At 58.0% G+C, this 23,354-nt stretch carries 21 protein-coding genes; 5 read left to right on the top strand and 16 right to left on the bottom strand.

Annotated elements, in window-relative coordinates; genetic code table 11:
- Nucleotides 1-44 precede the first annotated feature (44 nt).
- Nucleotides 45-1,220 carry an ion channel gene (locus LG327_RS07905; protein ID WP_404368143.1) on the top strand — a complete coding sequence of 392 codons (1,176 nt, stop codon included), beginning with the start codon at nt 45-47 and terminating at the stop codon, nt 1,218-1,220.
- On the opposite strand, the gene LG327_RS07900 is transcribed toward LG327_RS07905, so the two are convergent.
- The 7 genes from LG327_RS07900 to typA form a co-directional block, all read right to left on the bottom strand.
- Entirely contained in the window at nt 1,217-2,518 is a 1,302-nt protein-coding gene (locus LG327_RS07900) for a TrkH family potassium uptake protein (protein WP_404368141.1), read from the bottom strand. The two genes, LG327_RS07905 and LG327_RS07900, sit on opposite strands and share 4 nt — an antisense overlap.
- 62 nt (nt 2,519-2,580) lie before the next feature.
- The gene (locus LG327_RS07895) at nt 2,581-3,240 is read right to left on the bottom strand and encodes a potassium channel family protein (protein ID WP_404368138.1); all 660 of its coding nucleotides are present in this window, start codon (nt 3,238-3,240) and stop codon (nt 2,581-2,583) included.
- Between the two features lie 51 nt (nt 3,241-3,291).
- Complete coding sequence (locus tag LG327_RS07890) at nt 3,292-4,143, bottom strand: CYTH domain-containing protein (protein WP_404368136.1); 852 nt, start codon at nt 4,141-4,143, stop codon at nt 3,292-3,294.
- 165 nt (nt 4,144-4,308) lie between these two features.
- Nucleotides 4,309-5,358 carry a porin gene (locus tag LG327_RS07885; protein ID WP_404368134.1) on the bottom strand — a complete coding sequence of 350 codons (1,050 nt, stop codon included), beginning with the start codon at nt 5,356-5,358 and terminating at the stop codon, nt 4,309-4,311.
- 563 nt (nt 5,359-5,921) lie between these two features.
- On the bottom strand, nt 5,922-6,380 hold the full coding sequence (dtd, locus tag LG327_RS07880; protein WP_404368131.1) for a D-aminoacyl-tRNA deacylase: 459 nt from the start codon (nt 6,378-6,380) through the stop codon (nt 5,922-5,924).
- Nucleotides 6,381-6,455: 75 nt separating this feature from the next.
- Nucleotides 6,456-7,415 (bottom strand): prolyl aminopeptidase, encoded by a 960-nt coding sequence (gene pip, locus LG327_RS07875; protein WP_404368128.1) that lies wholly within the window; start codon nt 7,413-7,415, stop codon nt 6,456-6,458.
- A gap of 290 nt (nt 7,416-7,705) precedes the next feature.
- On the bottom strand, nt 7,706-9,517 hold the full coding sequence (gene typA, locus LG327_RS07870) for a translational GTPase TypA (protein WP_404368125.1): 1,812 nt from the start codon (nt 9,515-9,517) through the stop codon (nt 7,706-7,708).
- Nucleotides 9,518-10,160: 643 nt separating this feature from the next.
- On the opposite strand from typA, the gene glnA reads away from it, so the two are divergent.
- From glnA to glnG, 4 genes are all read left to right on the top strand, one after another.
- On the top strand, nt 10,161-11,564 hold the full coding sequence (gene glnA / locus LG327_RS07865) for a glutamate--ammonia ligase (RefSeq protein WP_404368122.1): 1,404 nt from the start codon (nt 10,161-10,163) through the stop codon (nt 11,562-11,564).
- Between the two features lie 90 nt (nt 11,565-11,654).
- A complete protein-coding gene (locus LG327_RS07860; protein ID WP_404368119.1) occupies nt 11,655-12,272 on the top strand; it encodes a DUF4124 domain-containing protein in 618 nt (205 codons plus the stop codon).
- A gap of 224 nt (nt 12,273-12,496) precedes the next feature.
- A complete protein-coding gene (gene glnL / locus LG327_RS07855; RefSeq protein ID WP_404368117.1) occupies nt 12,497-13,585 on the top strand; it encodes a nitrogen regulation protein NR(II) in 1,089 nt (362 codons plus the stop codon).
- Nucleotides 13,582-15,003 carry a nitrogen regulation protein NR(I) gene (glnG, locus tag LG327_RS07850; protein ID WP_404368114.1) on the top strand — a complete coding sequence of 474 codons (1,422 nt, stop codon included), beginning with the start codon at nt 13,582-13,584 and terminating at the stop codon, nt 15,001-15,003. The genes glnL and glnG overlap by 4 nt, the downstream gene beginning before the upstream one ends.
- 17 nt (nt 15,004-15,020) lie before the next feature.
- Here the strand turns inward: glnG and LG327_RS07845 are convergent, their stop codons facing one another.
- The 9 genes from LG327_RS07845 to LG327_RS07805 all read right to left on the bottom strand — a co-directional run bounded on the left by LG327_RS07845 (nt 15,021) and on the right by LG327_RS07805 (nt 23,328).
- A complete protein-coding gene (locus tag LG327_RS07845) occupies nt 15,021-18,224 on the bottom strand; it encodes a DUF6701 domain-containing protein (RefSeq protein WP_404368111.1) in 3,204 nt (1,067 codons plus the stop codon).
- Nucleotides 18,221-18,634 (bottom strand): hypothetical protein, encoded by a 414-nt coding sequence (locus LG327_RS07840; protein WP_404368108.1) that lies wholly within the window; start codon nt 18,632-18,634, stop codon nt 18,221-18,223. The genes LG327_RS07845 and LG327_RS07840 overlap by 4 nt, the downstream gene beginning before the upstream one ends.
- Nucleotides 18,624-19,403 carry a type II secretion system protein gene (locus LG327_RS07835; protein ID WP_404368105.1) on the bottom strand — a complete coding sequence of 260 codons (780 nt, stop codon included), beginning with the start codon at nt 19,401-19,403 and terminating at the stop codon, nt 18,624-18,626. The genes LG327_RS07840 and LG327_RS07835 overlap by 11 nt, the downstream gene beginning before the upstream one ends.
- The gene (locus LG327_RS07830) at nt 19,403-19,912 is read right to left on the bottom strand and encodes a prepilin-type N-terminal cleavage/methylation domain-containing protein (RefSeq protein WP_404368102.1); all 510 of its coding nucleotides are present in this window, start codon (nt 19,910-19,912) and stop codon (nt 19,403-19,405) included. The genes LG327_RS07835 and LG327_RS07830 overlap by 1 nt, the downstream gene beginning before the upstream one ends.
- Complete coding sequence (locus LG327_RS07825) at nt 19,909-20,367, bottom strand: Tfp pilus assembly protein FimT/FimU (RefSeq protein WP_404368100.1); 459 nt, start codon at nt 20,365-20,367, stop codon at nt 19,909-19,911. Before LG327_RS07825 ends, LG327_RS07830 begins: the two co-directional genes overlap by 4 nt.
- An 82-nt stretch (nt 20,368-20,449) precedes the next feature.
- The gene (locus LG327_RS07820) at nt 20,450-20,920 is read right to left on the bottom strand and encodes a type IV pilin protein (protein WP_404368097.1); all 471 of its coding nucleotides are present in this window, start codon (nt 20,918-20,920) and stop codon (nt 20,450-20,452) included.
- Nucleotides 20,921-20,964: 44 nt separating this feature from the next.
- Nucleotides 20,965-21,477 (bottom strand): prepilin-type N-terminal cleavage/methylation domain-containing protein, encoded by a 513-nt coding sequence (locus LG327_RS07815; RefSeq protein WP_404368094.1) that lies wholly within the window; start codon nt 21,475-21,477, stop codon nt 20,965-20,967.
- A gap of 50 nt (nt 21,478-21,527) precedes the next feature.
- A complete protein-coding gene (locus tag LG327_RS07810; RefSeq protein WP_404368091.1) occupies nt 21,528-21,992 on the bottom strand; it encodes a hypothetical protein in 465 nt (154 codons plus the stop codon).
- 106 nt (nt 21,993-22,098) lie between these two features.
- Nucleotides 22,099-23,328, bottom strand: a complete 1,230-nt coding sequence (locus LG327_RS07805) for a type II secretion system F family protein (RefSeq protein ID WP_404368088.1) — start codon at nt 23,326-23,328, stop codon at nt 22,099-22,101.
- Nucleotides 23,329-23,354 lie beyond the last annotated feature (26 nt).

Here is a 23,354-nt window from a genome sequence, read left to right as displayed (position 1 = left end):
CGGTGGCGCCCTCCACCGGTACACGACAACCCAAAAGACCCAGCATGCAACGAAATCGCCGGCCGCTGAATCCGGAGCACCAGCTCTCACACCTGCCGATGTCCGGCATTATTCGCAGCCGTATCAAAAGGCTGTTCGTAATTCTGGCGGGACTGCTTGTTTTCCAGACCACCGTTCTGAGTCTGGTTGAAGACCTCAGCCCTTTTGAAGCCGCATGGCTCACCATGACAACCCTGGTGACAGTCGGCTATGGAGACTTCTCCCCCGAGACAACCATAGGCCGCGTGAGCACCATGGCGGTAATGTTTGTCATGTCGATCACCATCCTCACACTGATCGTCAGTGACTTCATTGAATACCGTTTCTATCGCAGGGAGCGCATGGTCACCGGACGCTGGAGATACCCCATGAAGAACCATATCGTAATCATCAACACACCCCAGAATGGCGGCGAACAGTATTTTCACCGCATCGCCCAGCAGGTTCGCCAGATACCTGGCTATGAAACCATTCCCATCCAGATCCTCACCCAGAAATATCCGACCGGGCTCCCACCCGAGCTGAAGGATGAGGGCCTGACCCACTATCACGGGTCCGGAAGTGACCCGGAAGCACTGAGAGCTGTGCAGGTAATAGATGCAAAGCACATTCTCGTACTGGCTCCGGATGAAGCGGATCCGGTCTCGGACAGCCTGACCTTTGACATCGCCCACCGCCTGAGCGAGATGAAACTGGAAGCCCGGGTAACGGTCGAATGCGTGCGGGACGAGAATCGTCCCAGGTTCAAGGCCCTCGGCATCCGCTCGATTATCCGGCCAGTGCGAACCTATCCGGAGATCATGGTTCGCGCGGTAGTATCCCCCGGCTCCGAGAAAGTACTTGAGGACCTGTTCAGCTATCAGCAGGACCATCCCCATCGTTACGACATCGAGCTGGATGATCTTAGCTGGTCAGACATAGTCTCGGCGCTGATTCGGGACAGCATTGGAACGGCTCTGGCCTATATCAATCACGATAACGAAGTGATCTGTCATCCGGTGCCCACGACGGATGTCGAGGGCAAAGGACTGATTGTTCTGGTCAAATCCAGCGAAACTCCCGATATCAAAGTTGTAGAAGCTGCGCTGGAGCGTTACCGCAAGTTCATTGCAAAATGGCATGCCATGCAGGAAAAGGCGGGCACGAACACCAGAACAGAGGGAGAAAATGGGTTTCACTAGCCAACCGGAAACTCGACTTTGGCGTATCTCATATGTGCCTTGCGCCTTACAGTCAGCGCATAACCCAGCGTCAGTGGCCCTACCCGCCCCACGAGCATGATAACCATGATGACGAGCTGGCCGAACGAACCCAGCTCACTGGTCGCTCCACGGGACAGCCCCACCGTGCCAAACGCAGAAACCACTTCAAAGGCAATATCCAGGAACTCCGCTTTCACCGAAATCGTGAGCGCAAAAATCCCCAGAAAAATAATGGCCATCGCGATGGTTGCCAGAGCGAGCGCTTTGGTGATGGTCTCCCTCGTAAGTGACCGCTTCAGAACAGTCACGTGGGTATTGCCCTGCAGGAATGCACGGGTGGTCGCCAGCAGAATGACAAATGCAGAAAGCTTGATACCACTCGCGGTCGAGTTGGGGGCACCACCAATGAACATCAGTAAAAGAAACAGAACACTGGTAGCCATGGTGACCGAGCCGATATGAACCGTGTTGAACCCTGCAGTGCGCGGCGTGGTGCCCTGAAACCATGAGGCCAGCAGTTTGCCCGACAAGCTTTCAATGTTGCCCAGGGTCAGGGGGTTGCCATATTCCAGAACGAGGAACGCCAGCGTTGCTATCACATTCAGCGCCAGAGTAGTGATCAGAATAAGGCGGGCGTATACGGAAAGTCGGGAAAAACTTCTTTTCTCAATCAGTTCACGCACAACGATATATCCCAGGCCGCCTGTTATGAACAGAAAACTGATGGTCAGGGAAATACCGGAGTGGGATACATAAGCCGACAGGCTGTCCGGGGACAGAGCGAAGCCGGAATTGTTAAAGGCTGAAATGGTATAGAAAAAGGCGTGCCAGAGGCCGTCCCCCCAGCCTATTTCAGGAACGAAAAAACCGGCCAGCACCAGGAAGCCGAGAGCCTCTACGGTGAGCGCGAACAGAGCAATGGAGATATATGCCCGTCGGGTGGACTTGAATGAAACCTCATTCAGTGCCTCCCGGGCAACCATCTGCTGGGTGAGACCGAACCGGAAGCCCAGAGCGAGGGCGGTCAATACGGCAAAGGCCATCAGACTGAGGCCGCCCAGCTGGATCAGCGTAAGGATCACAAGCTGACCGAACACCGTGTACTGGCTGCCCGTGTCAACGACTATCAAGCCGGTGACGGTCACCCCGGAGGTAGCCGTAAAGGCGGCCTCAAGCCAGGATACCGGTTCATGAGTGGCCCAGGGCAGCTTCAGGAGCAGGGTGCCCAGCAGGATCAGCACCAGATAAACCTCAAGGAGCAGACGGGGCGGACTCACCCGGCGGGGGCCTGGCTGCCGGGAGGCCGTGGACCCGGGAACAAATGAAGGCGGCCAGAGCTTCATATGCGATCCGCGAGCCTTCTCAGTTCGGACAGAGGACCGGCAACAATGGCACGGTCATCCACCTTCAATCGGAAACTGTCCGGTGGCTTCAGATGGGTCTTGCTGCCCCGTTTCACGAGAAGAAAAGCCGATTCAGTCGGGTCGTCGCTCAGAAGCTCTGAAACGGCAACCCCATCCAGGTTCTCCGATACAATGATCTCGACGACGATCTCATCATCCCCCAGAGTGATGAAATTATTCACCATCGGGTAATTGAGTTCTTCGGCCACCATGATTCCCAGTTCAGACTCGGGTGTTATGACCCTTGTCGCGCCCATACGCTCGAGGATGCGCGCGTATTGCCGGCTTCGGGCTTCGGACCAGACTTCTTCAACCCCCAGATCCCGCAGGTACATGGTGGCCAGAATGGCAGCCTCCGCATTGTGGCCGACGGCGACAATGCCGACGTCATAGCTGCCTGCGTCCAGATCTTTCAGGGCATTTTCCCTTGTGACGTCGGCAATCACCGCATGAGTAATCTCTTCCGCCAGATCATCCACCTTGGCTTCATTGGAATCGACACCCAGCACATCATGTCCCAGACGCGTGAGCTCGCGGGCGATGGTTGCACCAAAAACGCCGAGGCCAATAACGATAAACTGCTGTTTCTCAATCATATGGATTCCTGCATCACAGTGAATACAGCTGAATGAGGCAAGAGCGGGATTTCACCTGTCGCTTAGCAAACCAAGCTGCAGCCGCCCCAGATCAGGATTGTTCATGAGTTCATCCGGCCTCACGCCGGCTTCAAGCTTCTGGCGGAGCCACTGCCACTCGGCCAGCAGGTCGCTGCATTCAGCACGATCACGAAGCAGGTCCAGAGCCTCAGCCAGGGGCCTGGTGTCCTCTCCCGTGAGCCAGCATACACTCAGCCCTCTCAATAGCCGCTCCAGCGCCTCCGGGGCGTCGGGAAGCCCCGGCTTGCGCAGTCCGGCGTGATAATAGCCCTGCTCCGCCTTGCTGATCAGATTGAGAAAAACCGGAACCTGCCCGGCTATCTGTGTAGCCCAGTGCAGCAGACGCTGCTCGCCCCCTGACTTCAGCTCCAGTTCCAGTTCATGGAGCGCCAGTTCCCGGCTGCCTGCGCGTATGACACCGGAATCGAAGGCGCACTCAATCACCGCCTCCCCGTCATCCACCATGAGTATGCGCCGCTGGAAATCTGTTTTAAATACGGGGGCCAGCTTCGTGAGGTCCAGCTTTTCGCTCACCGGTGTATCCACAAGCAGCCCCGTATCCAGTTCCGGTGTGGACAGGTTCCATTCATGCTCTTCCCGCCTATGCGCGCCCTTCTCAAAATCCCCCCGGCTCTTCAGGGTCTGGATAAACCCGTCTCCCGTCTGGCGAACCCGCAAGGCCGCCCGCTGGCGGTTGAGATCGGCAGCAGGCGTATCGTAGTACTGATTGATCAGGGTTCTGGTTTTGCCATGGCTCGACTGTTCCTGGCGCCCCAGCCAGTCATGGGCAATTTCGAGTGCCTCAGGGGTCAGGGTGAGCTTGAGTTCGAGTTCCTGGGGCATGCTGGTTTCGCTCCATGATTAAAGGTCGCCTCAGAACATGTTAGCAAAGATAGTGCCCGGGAAGCCCCTGAGCGTAAACCAGGGGCAAAAAGCACACATAAAAAAACCGGTGATCCGAGGATCACCGGTTTTCGTTACGACTTCAGGTCAGACGTGAGTCTGAGATCAGAAGTAGTAAACAGCACCAACAGCAGCAATGGAACGCTCGTCAGTTGCCTGAACTACGCCGTTTTCATCGACGTATTCATAGACGTCGTCACCACCGCCCAGATAGCCTTCGACATACACATACATGTTGTCGGACAGGTTATGCAGTGCCTGGGCCGTGAGAGTGTCAGTCTCCAGGTCATTACCAAAGTCGTTTTCCCGGTACTCATAAGCCAGGGCAAAGGTGTTGGCACCCATGGTATAGAAGCCAGCCAGACCGAAGAGATCAGCCTTGTCGTCGGTGGTCTGATACTCAGCGGTCAGGCGGAGCTGATCCATTGTGTAGCTGCCGCGGACGCCGTAGGTGTTGTCGTTAGCACCCTTGCCGTCGTTGGAATCCATGGCGAAGGCCAGAGTCAGCGCATCCATCTCATAGATGGCAGCCAGCTGATAGGGATAGGACTTCTCGCCCTTGGTCTTGGTGTCATTATCGCCGTTGACCTGGATGGCAGCACCCAGAGTCAGGCCGTTGAAGGAAGGGCTGGAGTACTGAACCAGGTCCCCTTCGCCGGTGGTGAAGCCAGAGCCGAGGCCAAGATTGAGGGCGCCAACTTCAAAATAGTTCGCGATTTCAACAATAGCCCGCTCGTAGGTGGAGTCATCGGAACCGACCCACAGTTGACCGAATTGCTCGCTACGAATGCCTACGTAGGCTTCGTCCAGGCCGTCGATGCCGTTGCTGGCAGCTTTGTCGTCAGCGTTGATGCCTTCCAGTTCAAGCTTGAAGAAGCCGGTGACGCCATTGGCAATTTCGTGATCGTGCAGCACACCAAGAGTGGTGCCGTTGTCGAAGTGCTCAATGGAAGATGGGCCATTGTCGAAGTTGTCGTGGGTGATTGCGTACTGAATGTTACCGTATACGCTGGGCATGGAATCCATGCGGGCAGCCAGCACGTCGGCGCGTGCGTCTGCTGCTTCGATAGCACGTTCGGTAGCTGCGTCCATGGCGAGGGCGGAGCCGGAGAAAGCCATCGCTGCGATAGCTGATGCGATTAGTGTCTTTTTCATTTTTGCGTCTTCCTTTTTTGAGTTAACTCAGTTTTAGCGACGGGTTTTTCCCGCTTTCTTAATGATCAGGCTGTCATCCGGCCCAATTCTGTGTCGGCAAAATGGCAGTTTAATGACATTTTGTAAATGCCGATTAAAGTTTTATTCCATTAACTTCCGCTGGTGTTTTGCTGCCCTTCTGACGCACCTGCGATGGACGTTCCCTGCCTGATTCGGGAGGCCCGGTCCGACTGTCTCGTCCGAAACCCATCGAACCCTTAACCGTCAATTACTTACAGCGCCAATTTAAAGCTCTGCATGAATCCATGTTTTAATACAATGACTGACTATTTGCAAACTGTTATACCAGCTTTTTTAGTCAGTTTTGTGACAAGCCTGACATCTTTTATTCCGGCATCACTGGTCATCCCGAAGCCCTCAGGGGCTTGCCACAACCTTACAAATAACGGGCCACAATTCATTAACTTATTTTGTTACAAATGCCTGAAGGCCCTCCAGAGCCTGAAAGGGCATTTCGATACGGCCAGGCCGCACCAGCCGGATGCCACTGCAGGTGCCATGCACTAATTCGACCCACAGCTAACCTCCAGCAGAAACGTGGCAGGGCCATCATTAACAAGGGACACTTTCATGTCCGCCCCAAAGCGGCCACATTCGACTCTGGCCGCCCCAAGCCGGTCCCGGGCGACCCCTACAAATACATCGTAGAGCTCATGGGCCAACTGCGGACCCGCGGCACGGGAAAACCCAGGGCGCGTGCCGGAACTGGTATCTGCAACGAGAGTGAACTGAGGGACGATCAAGAGCGATCCGCCGATATGCTCCAGGCTCCGGTTCATACGGTTGCTGGAATCGGCAAACAGGCGAAAGGAAATAACTTTTCCACAGAGTGCGCTGGCTTCAACCTGGCTGTCATTTTTTTCGACACCTAATAAGACCAGCAGACCGGTGGAAACACTCCCTGTAATCTCACCATCAACTGTCACACTGGCGCGGGTAACACGCTGAATCAGCCCCTTCATGTACTTCCCATGTCCTGAAGGTAATATTAATTGGCGGTAAGTCTAGCGACTTACCCGACCGCTCGCAACCCACGCTCAGGACGAATGCTCCAGCTGATCGGCGAGTTCATCACAGGCCCGCATCAGAGCATCGATAATCGCGGGTTCCGACGCCGAGTGCCCGGCATCCCGTATGATCCGCAGATCGGCTTCCGGCCAGGCCTCGCTCAGGGCCAGCGCGTTGTCCAGCGGGCATACCATGTCGTAGCGGCCATGCACAATGATCCCCGGGATTCCCGCCAGGCGCCCCGCATCCCGCACAATCTGGTCAGGCTCGAGGAATACATTGTTCATGAAATAATGGCACTCAATCCGCGCCAGGGCGATGGCAACGTGAGGGTGTCCGAAATGCTCAACAACCCGGGGATTAGGGTGCAGCGTGGCGCACCGGCCCTCCCAGATGGACCAGGCCTTGGCTGCCTGAATCTGCTCCAGCTCATTGGTGCTGGTCAGTCGCCGGTAGTAGGCTGCCACCAGATTGTCTCGCTCGGATTCGGGAATGGGAGCAAGAAAATCTTCCCAGTAGTCGGGGAAAACACGACTGGCGCCATTCTGATAAAACCAGTCAATGTCTATCGGCCGGCAGAGGAAAATCCCCCGGAGAATCAGGCCGAGCACTCTTGCAGGCCATGTCTGGGCGTAAACGAGGCTTAGCGTGGAACCCCAGCTGCCGCCAAACAGAATCCAGCGGTCGATACCGAGAAACTGACGCACGCTCTCCATATCCTCAACCAGCCGTGCTGTGGAGTTACCCTCCAGCTCCGCCAGTGGCGTTGAGCGCCCTGCCCCACGCTGATCCATCAGAATGATGCGGAACCGCTCCGCGTCGAAAAAACGCCGGTAGTAGTCCTGGCAGCCGATGCCAGGCCCGCCGTGCACGACGAGAACAGGCACGCCATCAGGATTGCCGCTCTCCTCAATGTACAACTCATGTGGATGATCCACAGCGAGGCGGTGTTCGGCGTAGGGGCGGATTTCGGGATAGAGATTCAGCATCACAAACTCCGTTTCGGGGACCTCAGGAGTCTAGCTGACATTGGCGGGGTAAATCACGGTTTGCCGGGGAAACTGCGGAAACAAAGATCGGAAATAGCCACGGAACCCACGGAAGAACACGGAAAAAAGAATGTTTGGCACGGACAAAGGCTCCCAAGGAGGGGGTCAGATCAAGCCTGATCTGACCCCCTGCGTGCGTGTCCGCGTCGTCCGTGGCTATCCTTTATCTTTTCTTTCCGTGTCCTTCCGTGTTTTCCGTGGCTAACCTTTTCCTTTCCGCGGCAAAAAGCTTACTTCTTGCTGGCGCGCTTGCGCTCGTTTTCCTTGAGAACCTTCTTGCGCAGGCGGATCGACTTGGGCGTCACTTCAACCAGCTCGTCGTCGTCAATGAACTCCAGCGCCTGCTCCAGGGTGAACTTGACTGGCGGCACCAAGGCAATGACTTCATCCTTGCCGGAGGCGCGCATGTTGTCGAGTTTCTTGCCCTTGGTCGGGTTGAGCACCAGATCGTTGTCACGACTGTGGATACCACACAACTGGCCTTCATAGACTTCCTGGCCGGGATCGAGGAACAGCTTGCCGCGGCTCTGGAGGGTTTCCAGAGAGTAGGTCAGAGCGGTACCAGTTGCCATGGAGACCAGCACGCCATTCTGGCGACTGGTGACGTCACCGAGTTTGATCGGGCCGTAATGGCTGAACGTCGAGGTCAGAATGCCGGTACCGGAGGTCATGGTCAGGAAGGTATTCCGGAAGCCAATCAGGCCACGTGCCGGAATGGTGTATTCCAGGCGCATACGGCCCTTGCCATCCGGTACCATGTTCGTCAGATCGCCCTTGCGAAGACCCATCTGGTCCATAGTGGCACCCTGGTGCTGCTCCTCGATGTCAACGATGACATTCTCATAGGGCTCCTGCTTCACACCGTCGACCTCGCGGATGACCACTTCGGGCCGCCCAACCGCCAGCTCGAAGTTCTCCCGGCGCATGTTCTCGATAAGAACCGACAGGTGCAGCTCACCGCGACCAGACACTTTGAACTTGTCGGCCGATTCGCCTTCTTCGACACGCAGGGCTACGTTGTGCAGCAGCTCCTTTTCCAGGCGCTCCCTGATGTTGCGACTGGTGACGAACTTGCCCTCCCTGCCGGCGAACGGTGAGTCGTTCACCTGGAAAGTCATGGAAACCGTGGGCTCGTCAACGGTCAGCGGCGGAAGCGCCTCTACGTGAGCGGGATCGCACAGGGTGTCGGAGATGAACAGCTCGTCCATGCCGCTGACACAGATAATGTCGCCCGCCTGGGCCTCATCCACTTCCACACGGTGCAGACCGGAGTGTCCCATGATCTTCAGGATACGGCCGTTACGCTTCTTGCCACTGGCGCCAATCGCGGTCACCGGCGAATTGGTTTTGATCTTGCCGCGGGCGATGCGGCCAATACCAATGACACCCAGAAAGCTGTTGTAGTCCAGCTGGGAAATCTGCATCTGGAACGGACCGTCCAGATCCACGTTCGGTGCAGGCACATGATCAACAATCGCCTGGAACACGGCATCCATGTTGTCATCCAGGTTTTCGTGGTCCAGGCCTGCAATGCCGTTGAGGGCGCTGGCAAAGACAATCGGGAAGTCAAGCTGCTCTTCGGTCGCACCCAGGTTGTCAAACAGGTCAAAAACCTGATCCACAACCCAGTCCGGACGCGCGCCGGGACGGTCAATCTTGTTGACCACCACGATCGGGCGCAGACCGGCCGCGAAGGCCTTCTGGGTCACAAAGCGGGTTTGCGGCATGGGGCCGTCGATGGAATCGACCACCAGCAACACGCAGTCAACCATGCTCATCACCCGCTCGACTTCGCCACCGAAGTCGGCGTGGCCCGGAGTGTCCACGATGTTGATGTCGTAGTCTTTCCATTTCAGTGCCGTGTTCTTGGCAAGAATGGTGATGCCACGCTCTTTTTCCTGATCGTTGGAGTCCATCACGCGCTCGCTCTCGAGCTCTTTACGATCCAGGGTTCCGGATTGACGCAGCAATTTGTCCACAAGGGTGGTCTTGCCATGGTCAACGTGGGCAATAATGGCGATGTTACGGAGTTTTTCTATCACAACTGTATCCTGCGGCATGCATGAGGACCTGAGAGGATCGTCTGGTCGCAGTCTCGCTGCCACGCGCATGCCATCTCAAATCTGATAAGGAACCGGTACCTACACCATAAGGGTGAATCCGGGCGCGCAGTATATAGCAAAGTCCCCCCAGTAACTATGTAGGGATATGCCGATGGGTGGCCGGTTTCGCCAGGAGCCGCGTTTTACTGACTTGCCGGCGGTCAGGAAGGCCGCATATGCACTGTATTTGTGCGCATCGTAATTTTTTGCACCATGTTGGCGCATCCTTTGAGGTTCTGGCAGACCCTGAAGTCCGGTAGAAGACCACGAAAAATGCCCATAAGAGCGCTGCTGCGCTGTTGTGGCGCATAGCGGGAAAACTGGCAAGCAGATTGCTTTCACTTCGGGCAGGATTGCCGGACATCAGACCTCGTGGCCCTGCTATCCGTCAATCAGAGCCGTCCGGTATAATCCGGCGTCCAGAATTACAGGCAGGCAGCCAAGGCTTTTGCTAAGCTGCCGAGACCTGAAAAAACAGGTCGGAAGTCGGAGCTTCTGAAAAAACCTTCGGCAATTAACAGTCCGACACCAGGATTACAGAACTTTCCCGCCCGAGGCGGAGTAACAGACGGAGCATTCAATAATGTCCAGAACAGTTGATCTGATCAAAGAACACGAAGTTAAATGGCTTGATATGCGGTTTACCGATAGCCGCGGCAAAGAGCAGCACGTAACTATTCCCGCGACAGAGGCCGATGACGACTTTTTTGCCGAAGGCAAGATGTTCGATGGTTCTTCGATTGCTGGCTGGAAAGGCATCAACGAATCCGACATGATCCTGATGCCTGACGATTCCAGCTCCGTACTGGACCCCTTCACTGAAGAAACCACCGTCAACATCACCTGCGACATCGTTGAGCCGTCAACCATGCAGGGTTACGAGCGCGATCCCCGCTCTGTTGCCCGTCGCGCCGAAGAGTACCTCAAGTCCACCGGCCTGGCCGACGGCGCCCTCTTTGGCCCGGAACCGGAATTCTTCGTGTTTGATTCCGCACGGTGGAAAATCGACATGCAGGGTGCAATGTATTCCATTCACTCTGAAGAAGCTGCCTGGGTATCCGGCGACGAGTTCGAGCTTAACAACATCGGCCACCGGCCGGGCGTCAAGGGCGGTTACTTCCCCGTTCCGCCGGTGGACAGTCTTCATGACCTGCGTGGCGCCATGTGTGCCGCCATGGAGTCCATGGGCCTCGATATCGAAGTTCATCACCACGAAGTAGGCACAGCTGGCCAGTGTGAAATTGGCGTTGGCCCGGCCACCCTGGTGAAGAAAGCAGACGAAGTTCAGATTCTGAAATACTGCGTACATAACGTGGCCCATGCCTACGGCAAAACCGCCACCTTCATGCCCAAGCCGGTGGTTGGTGACAATGGTTCCGGCATGCACGTACACATGTCGCTGAACAAGGACGGCAAGAACCTGTTCGCTGGCGACAGCTACGCAGGCCTGAGCGAAATGGCCCTGTATTACATTGGCGGCATCATCAAGCACGCCAAGGCCATCAACGCCTTTACCAACCCGTCAACCAACAGCTACAAGCGTCTGGTGCCCGGTTTTGAAGCCCCGGTCATGCTGGCCTACTCGGCCCGCAACCGCTCGGCTTCCATCCGCATCCCCTACGTGAGCAGCCCCAAGGCCCGCCGTATCGAGGTGCGCTTCCCTGATCCCTCAGCGAACCCCTACCTGGCCTTTGCAGCCCTCATGATGGCTGGCATCGACGGCATCCAGAACAAAATCCACCCTGGCGATGCCATGGACAAGGATCTGTATGACCTGCCGAAGGAAGAAGCACTGAACATCCCGACTGTCTGCCAGACCCTGCAGGAAGCGCTGGATGTTCTCGCCGAAGATCACGAGTTCCTGACCCGTGGCGGCGTCTTCACCGAAGACATGATTGCCGGTTACATCGGCATCAAGGAAAAGGAAGTCGAGCGCCTGAACATGACCACTCACCCGGTCGAGTTCGAACTCTACTACTCGGTGTAAGCCAGCAGAGATGAAAATGCAAAACCCCGCCCTGTGCGGGGTTTTTTTGTGCCCGACTTCCGGGATTAACCGGTTGTAACGGTCAGTGGCATGCAACTATTTGCAAAGCCCCAGGCCTCTGCCGATAATCAGAAAACAGTTATTGCACAGGCCCATACGATGAATACAGCAAAGACAGTTCTGGCCGCGTTACTGATTTCCCTTGCCATGCCTGCCTGGTCGGAGGTGTACCGGCACGTGGATGAAGACGGCAATGTCACATACTCCGACGAGCCCCGGGAAGGTGCAGAGGAGATCAAGGTAAAGCCCGTCACCACGGTAACTCTGCCAAAACAGGAGGATATTGGGACCATCGAGATACGCTCCAGTGGAGAGGAAAATACCAACAACGCCCCGTATGAGCGCATTGAGTTCAGATCCCCGGAGGACGAAGAATCCTTCTGGAGTGGCAGCGGGGACATAGCGCTGCAGGTGTCCAGCACGCCTTCCCTCAAAGAAGGCCATATGTATGAGGTAACCCTCGACGGACAGCCGGTTGGCCAGTCCACCAGTGGCCGCTTTACCCTCGAAAACGTTTTCCGCGGCACCCACGAAGCCCGGGTATCGGTGGTGGACAGCCGTGGCCGGCCGGTGCAGCAGGGCGAAAGCATCACATTCACCCTTCATCGCCCTTCCGTTCAGACACCGCCCTTTCCCCAGCAAAATTAACGCACCATAATTGTGCGCCCGCCCTGGAAAGGCGCCATACTCTGATCTTTCAGAGTGCGCGCCTGAATCTCTGCGACTGGAACTAACGCCGCCAGCTCCGCTCCTGCAGGGCCTGAGCCCGGGATTGCCTGCCAGCGGCGCACCAATCAACCGCCGGCGCCATTCTGGTTCGTTTTTTGCAACTCTCGTCCTGAAGAGTGCTGCGTGGACCACAGGAGAAAGGCATGGCAACACCGGCGGGCTACAAACACATACTGGATAACCTCACAACGGCGGTGCTGGTGCTGAGTGGGGATCTGAAAGTCCGGTATCTCAATCCTTCTGCCGAGAGCCTGCTGGAAACCAGCCTGACCCGCATTCAGGACTCACCAGTGCTAAACCTCTTCGTGGAGTCCGATCAGGCACTGGAAACCCTTCAGAACGCGGCGGCGAATGGCCAATCCTACACCAAACGTGAAGCGGAGTTCGTACTCATGTCCGGTTCCCGCTTTGTGGTGGACTATTCCGTTGCGCCACTGGGCAATGAGGCAGGCGACCTGCTGCTCGAGGTACAACCCCGGGACCGGCTGTTACGGATCAGCCGCGAAGAGGAAATTATTTCCCAGCAGGAAACCACCCGGATACTGGTTCGCGGCATGGCCCATGAAATCAAGAATCCCCTGGGCGGCATTCGGGGAGCCGCTCAACTGCTGGACCGGGAACTGGACAGCGAGGAACAGAAGGAGTACACCCAGGTGATCATCGCCGAGGCGGACCGTCTGCGGGGGCTGGTAGACAGAATGCTGGGCCCAAACCGGGCCCTGCGCATGGCCCCCACCAATATCCACGAGGTGCTTGAGCGGGTACGCACCCTGCTGGAAGCCGAGAGCCGGGGGCGGCTTCATTTCCGCAGGGATTACGACCCCAGCCTGCCGGAATTCCCGGGGGACATGGAGCAGCTCATTCAGGCATTCCTGAATATTGCACGCAATGCCATGGAAGCGGCCTTCGAACAAAGGGATGCGCAAGGCCTGCGTAACGGGGAGCCTCCAACCATCACTTTCCGCACCCGGGCCTTTCGTCAGTTCACCATCGGCAGCCGACGTTACCGGCTGGTCTGCCGGGTTGATGTGATCGATAACGGACCGGGTATCCCCCCTGACCTGCTTCAGAACATCTTTTATCCGATGATCAGTGGCCGGGCTAGCGGTACAGGGCTGGGGCTTTCCATTACCCAGAGCATCATCGGACAGCACCATGGCCTGGTGGAATGCGAAAGCGAGCCAGGCTGCACCAATTTCATTATTTTCCTGCCGCTGGAGGAGACAGAATGACCCAATCGGCAAACGTCTGGATCATCGACGACGACCGCAGTATCCGCTGGGTGCTTGAGCGTGCCCTGAGCCAGGCGGGCATGCAGCCCCGGACCTTTGACAGCGGCGAGAGCATTCTTGCCCGGCTGGATCACGAACAGCCGGAAGCCATCATCAGCGACATCCGCATGCCGGGCATCGACGGCATCGCACTTCTGTCCGGCATAGTGCAGGCCCATCCCGATCTGCCCGTCATCATCATGACGGCACACTCCGACCTTGAAAGCGCGGTGACCAGCTATCAGACCGGTGCCTTTGAATACCTTCCCAAACCCTTCGACGTTGACGACGCAGTCGCCCTCGCCAGGCGGGCCGTTGCCCACAGCCATGAACGCCGCGCCACGGCTGAGCCGGTGGCCGACACCTCCCAGCGTACGACCGAGATCATTGGCGAAGCCCCCGCCATGCAGGAGGTGTTCCGGGCCATCGGCCGCCTCTCCCATTCCAACATCACGGTTCTTATCAACGGAGAAAGCGGCACCGGCAAGGAACTGGTCGCCCAGGCCCTTCACAACCACAGCCCCAGGTCACGGCATCCGTTTATTGCCCTGAACATGGCAGCGATTCCGAAGGATCTGATCGAGTCGGAGCTCTTCGGGCACGAAAAAGGGGCATTCACCGGGGCTGCCGCGACCCGTCAGGGGCGGTTCGAGCAATCCAACGGCGGCACACTGTTTCTGGATGAGATCGGCGACATGCCTGCCGACACCCAGACCCGGTTGCTGCGGGTGCTGGCGGACGGAGAGTTTTACCGGGTAGGCGGCACAACACCCATAAAGGTTGACGTGAGGATCATAGCCGCCACCCACCAGGACCTGGAGAAACTGGTGCAGTCCGGCAGCTTCCGGGAAGATCTTTTCCATCGCCTCAATGTCATCAGGATTCACCTGCCCAAGCTTGCGGAGAGACGGGAGGACATTCCACGGCTGATGCACCATTTCCTGAAACAGGCGGCGAAGGAACTGGCGGTGGAGCCCAAGATCCTCCGGCCGGATGCCGAGGAATACCTCACCACCCTGCCCTGGCCGGGCAACGTCCGCCAGCTGGAAAATACCTGCCGCTGGCTGACGGTCATGGCAAGTGGCCGGGAAATCCACGTGGACGATCTGCCACCGGAACTGCTGAACCAGGCGGATGCGCCGCCCACCGGCCAGACCTGGCAGGAAGGCCTTCAGAACTGGGCGGAACAGGAACTCAAGCGCGGCCGCAAAGGCATTCTGGACACAGCCATACCGGAATTTGAGCGGATCATGATCGAGACATCCCTCAGACACACCGGCGGGCGCCGGCGGGATGCCTCGCTGCTGCTGGGATGGGGGCGAAATACCCTCACCCGCAAAATCAACGAGCTGGGAATCGACAGCGAGGAGGAAGGCTGAGCCTGCTTCTTTAAATCTTACCTTTCACGCCAGTAAATCACCCGGTCGTGGCCGCGGTAGACCCCGAAAGTAGCAAGAGCCGAGGGGTTTTCCAGGCTGCCGGAGCCGCTCCAGAAGTCCTGGAGCCAGACAGGCATACCCCAGATCAGGGTATCCGTGCCCTGGGAGCCGGCAGGTGACAGCACCAGGGGGCCGCCAACGCCGCTGGCCAGGGTTCCAGTGTCTGCTTGAAGGCTGTGGTGATCACTGCTGCCGGTTATGTCTGCGGTTGACCAGCCTGTGCAACCATCATCCGCAGTGTTCAGCTCAAACCGCCCACCATTCCAGTATTCCGCCTGAAAGGGCATTTCGAGAGCCGCAATGTTTTCCGGGCCAAATACATTCTGCATGGCCAGGCGGCCGTAGCGCATCTCGAAGGAACTCTGCGGGGACAGGACTGCCGGCAGCCCCATGCCTGAAACTCCGTCCGAATCCATGATGGCGTCAATGCTCAGGGTCAGGTCGGGCGTGAAAGGCGCAAGGCGCGTGGACTCAAGCTTGCTGTATGTCACCTCGTCTGCAGAGGAAAATGCATAACGGAGCATTCCCGGTGCCACCACCCCCAGGCTGGCAGGGTTGACGTCATAGATAACCGGCACCAGTGCCGGGCCGTCTGAAAGCTGCTGGGTATCATCGGTGGCAGGAAGCGTGCGCGAAATCCCATTTGCGTCCAGCTTCTGGAATCCGCCGAGGGTGTAGTTCGTGGTCACGCTGCCGGCACGGTTCAGCGCACGAATCTGCACGTCAGGAACCACGGACCAGCCCACAGGCTCGCCGGTATAGCTGAAAGCAGTTCCGGCGTTGCAGGTTGCATCCAGAACGCCGTCGATGGTGGCGGCTGAATCAATATCGAAAAATGCCGGTGTGAACCGCCCGACAGCTTCGCTGGCGCCACCGGGAAGAACAGTGCCCAGGTATGGCTGGCCGGCAGGCACCAGAAGATTGAAGACTCCGACTTCTGATATTTCCTGGCTGAACGCAGCCGCTCCGGCATCCGCCGGGGTCATATCCCTTATCGTCACCTCAAGATCACCGGTTTGTCCCCCTGTCGGCGCCACCAGTTCATGGGCAAGTGCCAGGGATGCTATCCGGAAATTTGCAGCGGTGGCATTGCCGGTACAGAACTGAGCGCCGGATTCACCTGCGGCCTCCCAGGCCACCGCACGAAGGGATACATCAAACGGATCCCCGGCCGCTGTCAGCACAGAACAGTCGCTTGCGGTTCCGGTGCAGGCGGCAGGGGCTTCCGTTGCTTCAATGCAGAAACCGGCCGGAGCGCTCACAAACAGGTCAGCACCCGGCATGCTCAGGCCATCGTCATCATTGGCGGCCGAGCCGGTATACAGAGCGTCAAGCTGCATCTGACCCGAGTCCGGGTAGGCCACGTCGATTTCGGCCACCCCTGCGGAATCAAAACTGAGGGCAATGCTCGTCGCCGCCGCGGCAGACTGGCCAGTCTGGGTGCCAGAGACCGATACGGAGGGCGTGGCGGACAGGTCACCCCCGCTGGGATCCACAAATGTGGACCAGAAGCCAACATCCCGGGTAACGTCCGAAAAAGCCGGAACGCAGGCCTGGGTGACATCGTCCTGGCGTACGGCACTGACCTGGATGGTGGTCGAAGTCTGATTGGCAATCAGATCCGGCACATCAAACGCGAGGCCAGAGGCGTAAAACATGAGGGTACAGTTGGCCGCACTCAGGCCGCTGCTTCCGATCTGGCAAAGTGTAGTGGACTGGGGTCTGGCGGATGGCTGGGAGCCAACAACATCCAGCACCACGCTTTCCGCCGTGGTATGGCGCAACATGGCCGTGGTTGTAACCCCATTGGCGATGTTCACCGTATCTCCGCCCACCCAGCCACTGGGGCTCATGTTGGCAGCGACCGGATCCGTGAACAGGTTGCTGCAGTCCTCATTGGCACAGGCCCGGATAGTCACCGTTTCGGGCTGGCAGGTCAGCGCGGTGCCGTCGTGGACAATCTCGAAATGATCCACCTGGGCGCCCACGGGATTGAGTTTCTCGGCGCAGAGCTGGACGTTGTCCAGTTCGTGGATGTTATTGGAGCCGCCCGTAGAGCCGGTCAACGACAGCAGAAAGTTTTCCGGCACGCCAGGCTGGCCTGACTGGCCAAGCGCATTAAACGGCGCTATCAGCTCATCGTAATTATTGCCGGTTGCAGTCAGGTCACGTTCCACTGAGATAAGCGCCTGCCCTGGTGCCCGGGAATCCACGGTAATGCGGTACCGGTGGGGCGAAGGATTGCTGGTATTTGGCTGGTCAATACCCGTGCTCAGGGTGGGGGTGCCGGCAAGGTACCGGTAATCCGGAGCAGCGCCCCGAATGGCCACTGCGTCCTCGCGAAACCCGGCCCCCCCAACACGGCCTTCGTTGGACCTGGAAAAATTCCCATACTCGTCCAGCCCAATGCCAATCCAGCCCCCCGCAAATCCCGGATCACCGTTGTTCCGCTGGGCATAGCCAAGGGAGCCGCCATAACTGCCTGGCTGGGGAGTGACCGTCGCATCTGACAGGGCAATAGCCAGGCCGTCGGCGCCATTACCTCCGTATGCGAAGTAGTTAAACTCAAGAATCACCAGGTTGTCTGCCCCGGGAATTTCCCGCTGCAACGTCGCCGCCGTGGCCTGGTTGCTGATCGCCTGGGTCATTCGCAGACGACCGTTCGAGGCAATAGCCGGTGTAAAATTCCCCCGGGACACGGATGTAACCCAGTCATCCGCGCTCAGGGTGCCACTGGTGAAGTCATCGTTGAAACAGGTAAGCGGCGGCTTGACGATGATGGTTATGTCGTCGCTCTGATCGACCTGCCATCCCCCGCCCTTGCATTCATTGTCCTTCAGGTTCCGACAGAACTCTGAAACGTAGGAAACGGTGTAGGTTCCAGGAGTTCCGTAACTGACGGTTCTCCCAAAAGGCGAGTCATCACAGGGGCTGGTCGTGAATACCTGTTGTTCCGGGCCGCCAGCATTGGTCCAGGTGTCACGCCAGGCCGAGTTATTTCCCCCAGCGCCTTCGCAACCATCCGCCACTACCTCAAGAAACACCGTATCATCGACAAAAACAGTCACCGGGCCGGCGGGGTCTCCATTGGCGAAAACTGTAATCGTGGCCATGGCAGCAGCCGGAAACAGAAGTGCCAGCAATAGCATCAGATATCTCATCGCACCCGTACCTCCACAACCCGCTGTGCAAAATCAGGCCCGGCACCGCACTGTCCGGTGCTGGTCAGGGTGAATACCGTTTCCAGGTCGCTGTTTCCCTCGATGTCGGCCTGGACCGAGCTGCAATCCAGCAGGGCTTCGCAGCCGTTCAGGCCGCTGACGGTGAATGTCTTTGGTGAATTGACCGCCCCACAACTGGCCCCTGACAGCACTTCGGCAACGCCGGCCTGGGCACCGCTCTCAGCGGCAAAAAAGGCCCGCTGGGACTGGATCTGGAGGCTGACGGCCCCGGCTGAGCTTTCCTGCAGCTGGGCCATGCCGGCCACAAGCAGGGCCAGAACCGTGATAATGAAAAGCGCCAGCGGGAGGCCGGCTCCGCGCTGATTGGCAGGAGAGCTGTCAGGGCACATTGCGGATCTGTACCTCCTGGCGCACGGGCATTGTTTCGCCAGAATCCGTGTCTTCAAGGACATATTCAAATGCCACCACCGCGCCGCGCTGGAGGGTGGGCGGCATCACCTCGAAGTTCAGGGAATTGGCCTGGAGTGTGGCCGCGAGCACCTGGCGGTTCGGCATTGCGGGGGACAGGCTGGCCCCTATGCCGCTCTGGATGCCGTAGTTGCTGTAGCGGTAGAGAAAACGCCCTGACTGGCAGAAGGTCACCGGCTCACTGACCACATAGAAGCGTTTTTCCGGCGAGTTGGTATTGAATCTGTGGGTCGCGCCGCCGTCGAAGGTAACTGTTACCGGCGAAGATCCCCCCGGCACTGTGGCAGGAGGCGAAATTGGCCCGGGGCTGGAGGGATTGTAGAGGTCGCCGCCATAGCCATACACCACGATGCGGCCATTTGCGGACTGTCCACCCGCCAGGGGCACCGCCTCGAAGGAATCCGGATTACTGCCCCGGGGAAGGTCAAGGTAGTTCGATGCTGCCACCGTCGGCATCCACTCGATGCAGGACCCGTTGGTGCGAACCGAGGTGGGCAGCGCCTCCCGCAGGGCCCGGGTAACCTGCTCGCTGATCACCACGCCGGCCAGTGCTCTCTGCTGCCGCGCGCCGGTATCTATGGCACCCCCTGTCGAAAGCGCCACAAAGCGGACGGAAATGGTGGCAACAATGGCCAGCAGCACAATCACGATCACCAGTTCGACCAGGGTAAAGCCGTTGCGCCGGGCCATCAGAAGTTGGCCCTGTAGGCAGAGAAGACAAAACTCTGATCACCGGGAGCAACGATGCTCAGGTCGATGCGCTTGCCATCTTCATTGGCAAGCCCCACCTGACTGCCGGCGCAGGTCACGGTAACCGTGACCCGGAAGCCGTTGTAGCCAGTCAAAGCCCCGTCGGCCGCGGCGGGCGGTTCATCCACAAGGTTGTGGTAGTCGTCCACATCGTCAAAGGTGTCCCTGGACTCGCCGGCTTCCGGCCCAATATCGCAGAGATTGCTGGTCTGCTTTGGCCTGCCGCCCTGGGGCGTGTTGTCGTTGTATTTTTTGGTGATGATTTCATCCATGTACAGCTGGGCCAGTTCCACTGCACGGGTCTGGTTCAGCGGATCGGCACTGCGGCCCGTAATCAGGGCGAATGCCCCCACCACTCCGGCAATGGCGATGCTGATAATGACAATGGTCATCACCAGTTCCACCAGAGTGGCGCCAGCCTGTGGAGTGCAGCGCAAAGGTCGCCTCATGGCTGACAGCTCCCGGCATAAACGGCACCCAGGGAGCTCAGGCAGACACTGTAGATGCTGTCACCGGTGAAGGTCAGTTGGGCATTGCCACCGGTATCCGGGATACCATCAGCATTGAAGGAAATGGGGAAAGAAGCCCCGGAGACGGAAAGGCTGGTGCCTTCCCGGGCAATGCGGAATTCCTGGGCGACAGAGCCGCTATTGCGGATGGTAAACAGGAAATCATTTGTACTCTGTGTGACGGAAAGCTCGCTGGCGCCGTTGCCCGCCAGGCCGGCCTGCTGCGCCAGCAGCACTGAAGAGGCTAACTGCTGGGTTGCCAGAAGAGGGCTGAAGGCGGATCGGCCTGCGAACAGGCCGACGCCAAGGGCAGAGATGACTCCAATGAGGATGAGCACCATGACCAGTTCAACGAGCGTAAAGCCAAGGGCGCGGGACAAATTTAGGTCAGCCATGGGCTTCGAGCTCAAATCCGGCTCCCGACCAATCAAATTAAGGGCCGGGATGATGGAGGCTATCACCTGCTCGATGCCAAGATTACACGCAATCGTCTGTTGTGATGTTAGTCACTCGGCCCGTCGAAGCCGTGTAGGTAAACGAGCATTCACCCGCTGTGCTATCGCCATCAGCGTCAGAGGTTGCATCAAAACCATTGGGCGTGACCGTTGTCCCCGTCAGCGTATAGTCATCTGTCAGCTGCGCAGCGGCCATGATGCCATCCGCATCGGCGGTAGGATATCCCTCGGCGCTAACAGTGATGTCGACACCCTCAAGGTCTACAGGAGCAGTCCTGCCTGTAGCAAGCCATGCTGAATGGACGATCGAAGACGCTGACTTTGCTGCCCCAGCGGCGCCTTGAAGGGAAGCAGCACGAGCCTCACCCCCCAAATCCGCAAACCGCGGCAAAGCAAATGCCGCCAGAATGCCCAGAATTACAATCACCATGACCAGTTCGATCAGGGTGAAGCCTTTTTGCTTTCTTGTTGCGAGTGCCTGCATTGCGTTCATGGTTCTACTCCGTTATTTGGTTTTCTGATTTTTGATCTGAATGATCAATTGACTACTGTTGAAACTTCGCCTGTGTTGGCGTCGTATTCGATGAAACTTGTCTGGCCATCCAACTGGTAGGTAAACCTGCAGTCGCCGGTTACTTCCGTGGCAAGAAAATCCGGATTGTCTGTGGCAGCAGCCGACACTGAGGGGGCATTCGACTGCAGCACGCCACGCCATACCTGGAGGCAGCGGCCCGCAGTCATTTCCGCGGTGTTATTTCCGCCCGTAGCCGTCGGCCAGCCCTCGGCACTGACATCAACATTGTCATTGCCAAAACCAATGACATCGTCGGCTGCACCTGTAAGACCATTGGCCACCCACTGTACTTTCACCAGAGCCACACCAGCCGCAAAGGCGCCAGCCGTGCCCTGAATGCTCGCGTCGTGCGCCTGCTCCGAAAGCTGGGCAAAGCGCGGCAGCGCAAAGGCCGCAAGAATGGCGAGAATGGCGATAACCACGACCAGCTCGATCAGGGTAAAGCCTTTCTGCTGTTTTCTGTTCGATAATTGCATTGTTTCGCCTCTTTCCAGGTTTCAGACTTCGTTTTTTTGAGATGCGATTTCTATCGCACGTCCACGTCCCTGGTCAGCGTGACCGGCACGAGCTTCAGGCCCGTCAGGCTTTCCGTCTGCTCCCGGAGGCCATTTCCGTTCCGGTCCACAAATTCTGCTGCCACCTCCCACGCCAGAGGTTCACCAGCATTCGCCGACCGGCCCTGTATGGTTATCGGCTGCCCCGGGTTATAAATTAGCCAGCCTTTATCGATTTTGTCTGTTTCTTTTCGTGTCCGTGTTCGAAAGCACCAGTCTCCCTGCTCCGGGAGCATTCCCGAACACGCCCCCTTGTAGGAGCGCCACTGATGATCAATCAGCTCGAACGGGTTTATCCCCTCGTGGTCCGCCAGCTCCTGCTTGCGGCTGAGCATGACTTCGGCTCCCTTGATCACCAGGGCGGATCTCAGCTGCCCCAGTATCATATTGGCTGACAGCTCCGTTGCCCGTTCAGCCTCCCGCTCCAGGGCATCCATTACCCACCACCACAAAATGAACAGAATACATAGACATAGCCAGAATCTCAGCTGCCGCCCGATCAGCGGTCGCCTGTGGCCGCCGAGTGGCGGTGTGCGCGCCACGTCAGCCCCGGCCCATGGCCGCCGACCCCAGATCCCAGATCGGGAGGAAGACCCCCAGCGCCAGAATCAGCACCAGCACGCCCATGGCGACGATCAGAATCGGCTCGATGGACTCCGCCAGCTGTTTGAGGCCGTAGTCTACGTCCTCGTCGTAAAAATCTGCCACATTGACCAGCATTTCATCCACCGCACCGGTTTCCTCCCCCACCGCGATCATCTGCAGTATCAGGGGCGTGAACATTTCACTGGCCCGGGCCGTCCGCAACAGGCTGTCCCCACGCTCGATTCCCATCCGCATGTCCTTGATGTGCCTGGCTATCCAGGCGTTGTCGGTGGCGTCGGCGACCACGGTCAAAGCGTGGGTGACCGGCATGCCGGCTGCCAGCATGCTGGCAAAATTGCGGGCAAAGCGGCTGAGGGTAATCAGCTCCAGAAGCGGCCCGATAATGGGCATTTTCAGCTTGTAGCGGTCCCAGGTAAGCCTGCCCTGCTCGGTGTTCTTCCATTGCCGTAAAAGTACTGCCGCAGCTGCCACTGCAAACAGAAGCACCCACCAGTAATTGATCAGGAAACTGGAGGTGCCCACCAGAATCTGGGTAAGAAAGGGCAGATCCGCCCCCAGCTTGTCGAAAACCGAGGCAAACTTTGGAATGACCAGGAAATTCACCACCATCAGGGCGGCCAGTAACGCTACGACCACAAAGGTGGGATAGCGCAGAGCCTGTTTCATCCGCCGTTTGGTATCCCGTTCCAGGGTGAGTATTTCCCCCAGTCTTTTGAAAGCGTCGTCCAGCTGACCGGTGTTTTCTCCGACGTGGATCATCGCGATAAACAGGTCGGAAAACACTTTCGGATGCGCCTGCATGGCGGTGGCCATGGTCACCCCCCCCTCCAGCCGGTCGGTAATGTCGTCGAGCACTTCGCTCAGCACCTGGGAGCGGGTGGTGTCCGCCAGGCCTCGCATGGTCCGGATCAGCGGTATGCCGGCTTTTGTCAGGGCGTGCATCTGGCGGCAGAACACCAGCAGTTCATCCAGCGTGATCCTGCGCCGGAAAATGGGCATGGCCGCAAGGTTGAAATTCGCCCCGGCAGAGGCCGCCTTCTCGGTGATCTGCAAGGGAGTAATACCGCGACGCATCAGCTCCGAGGCAGCCGCATCCGCACTGGAGGCTTCAAGGGCTCCCTGCTGCTGGCTGCCGCTGCTGTCTTTTCCGCGGTAAGTGAATTCCATGGTCAGTCAGTGCTCCTGTCTGGCCT

Origin of the sequence: Marinobacter sp. (assembly GCF_044799475.1) — a bacterium.
GTDB lineage: Bacteria > Pseudomonadota > Gammaproteobacteria > Pseudomonadales > Oleiphilaceae > Marinobacter.
This window is presented reverse-complemented; position numbering and strand designations above follow the sequence as displayed.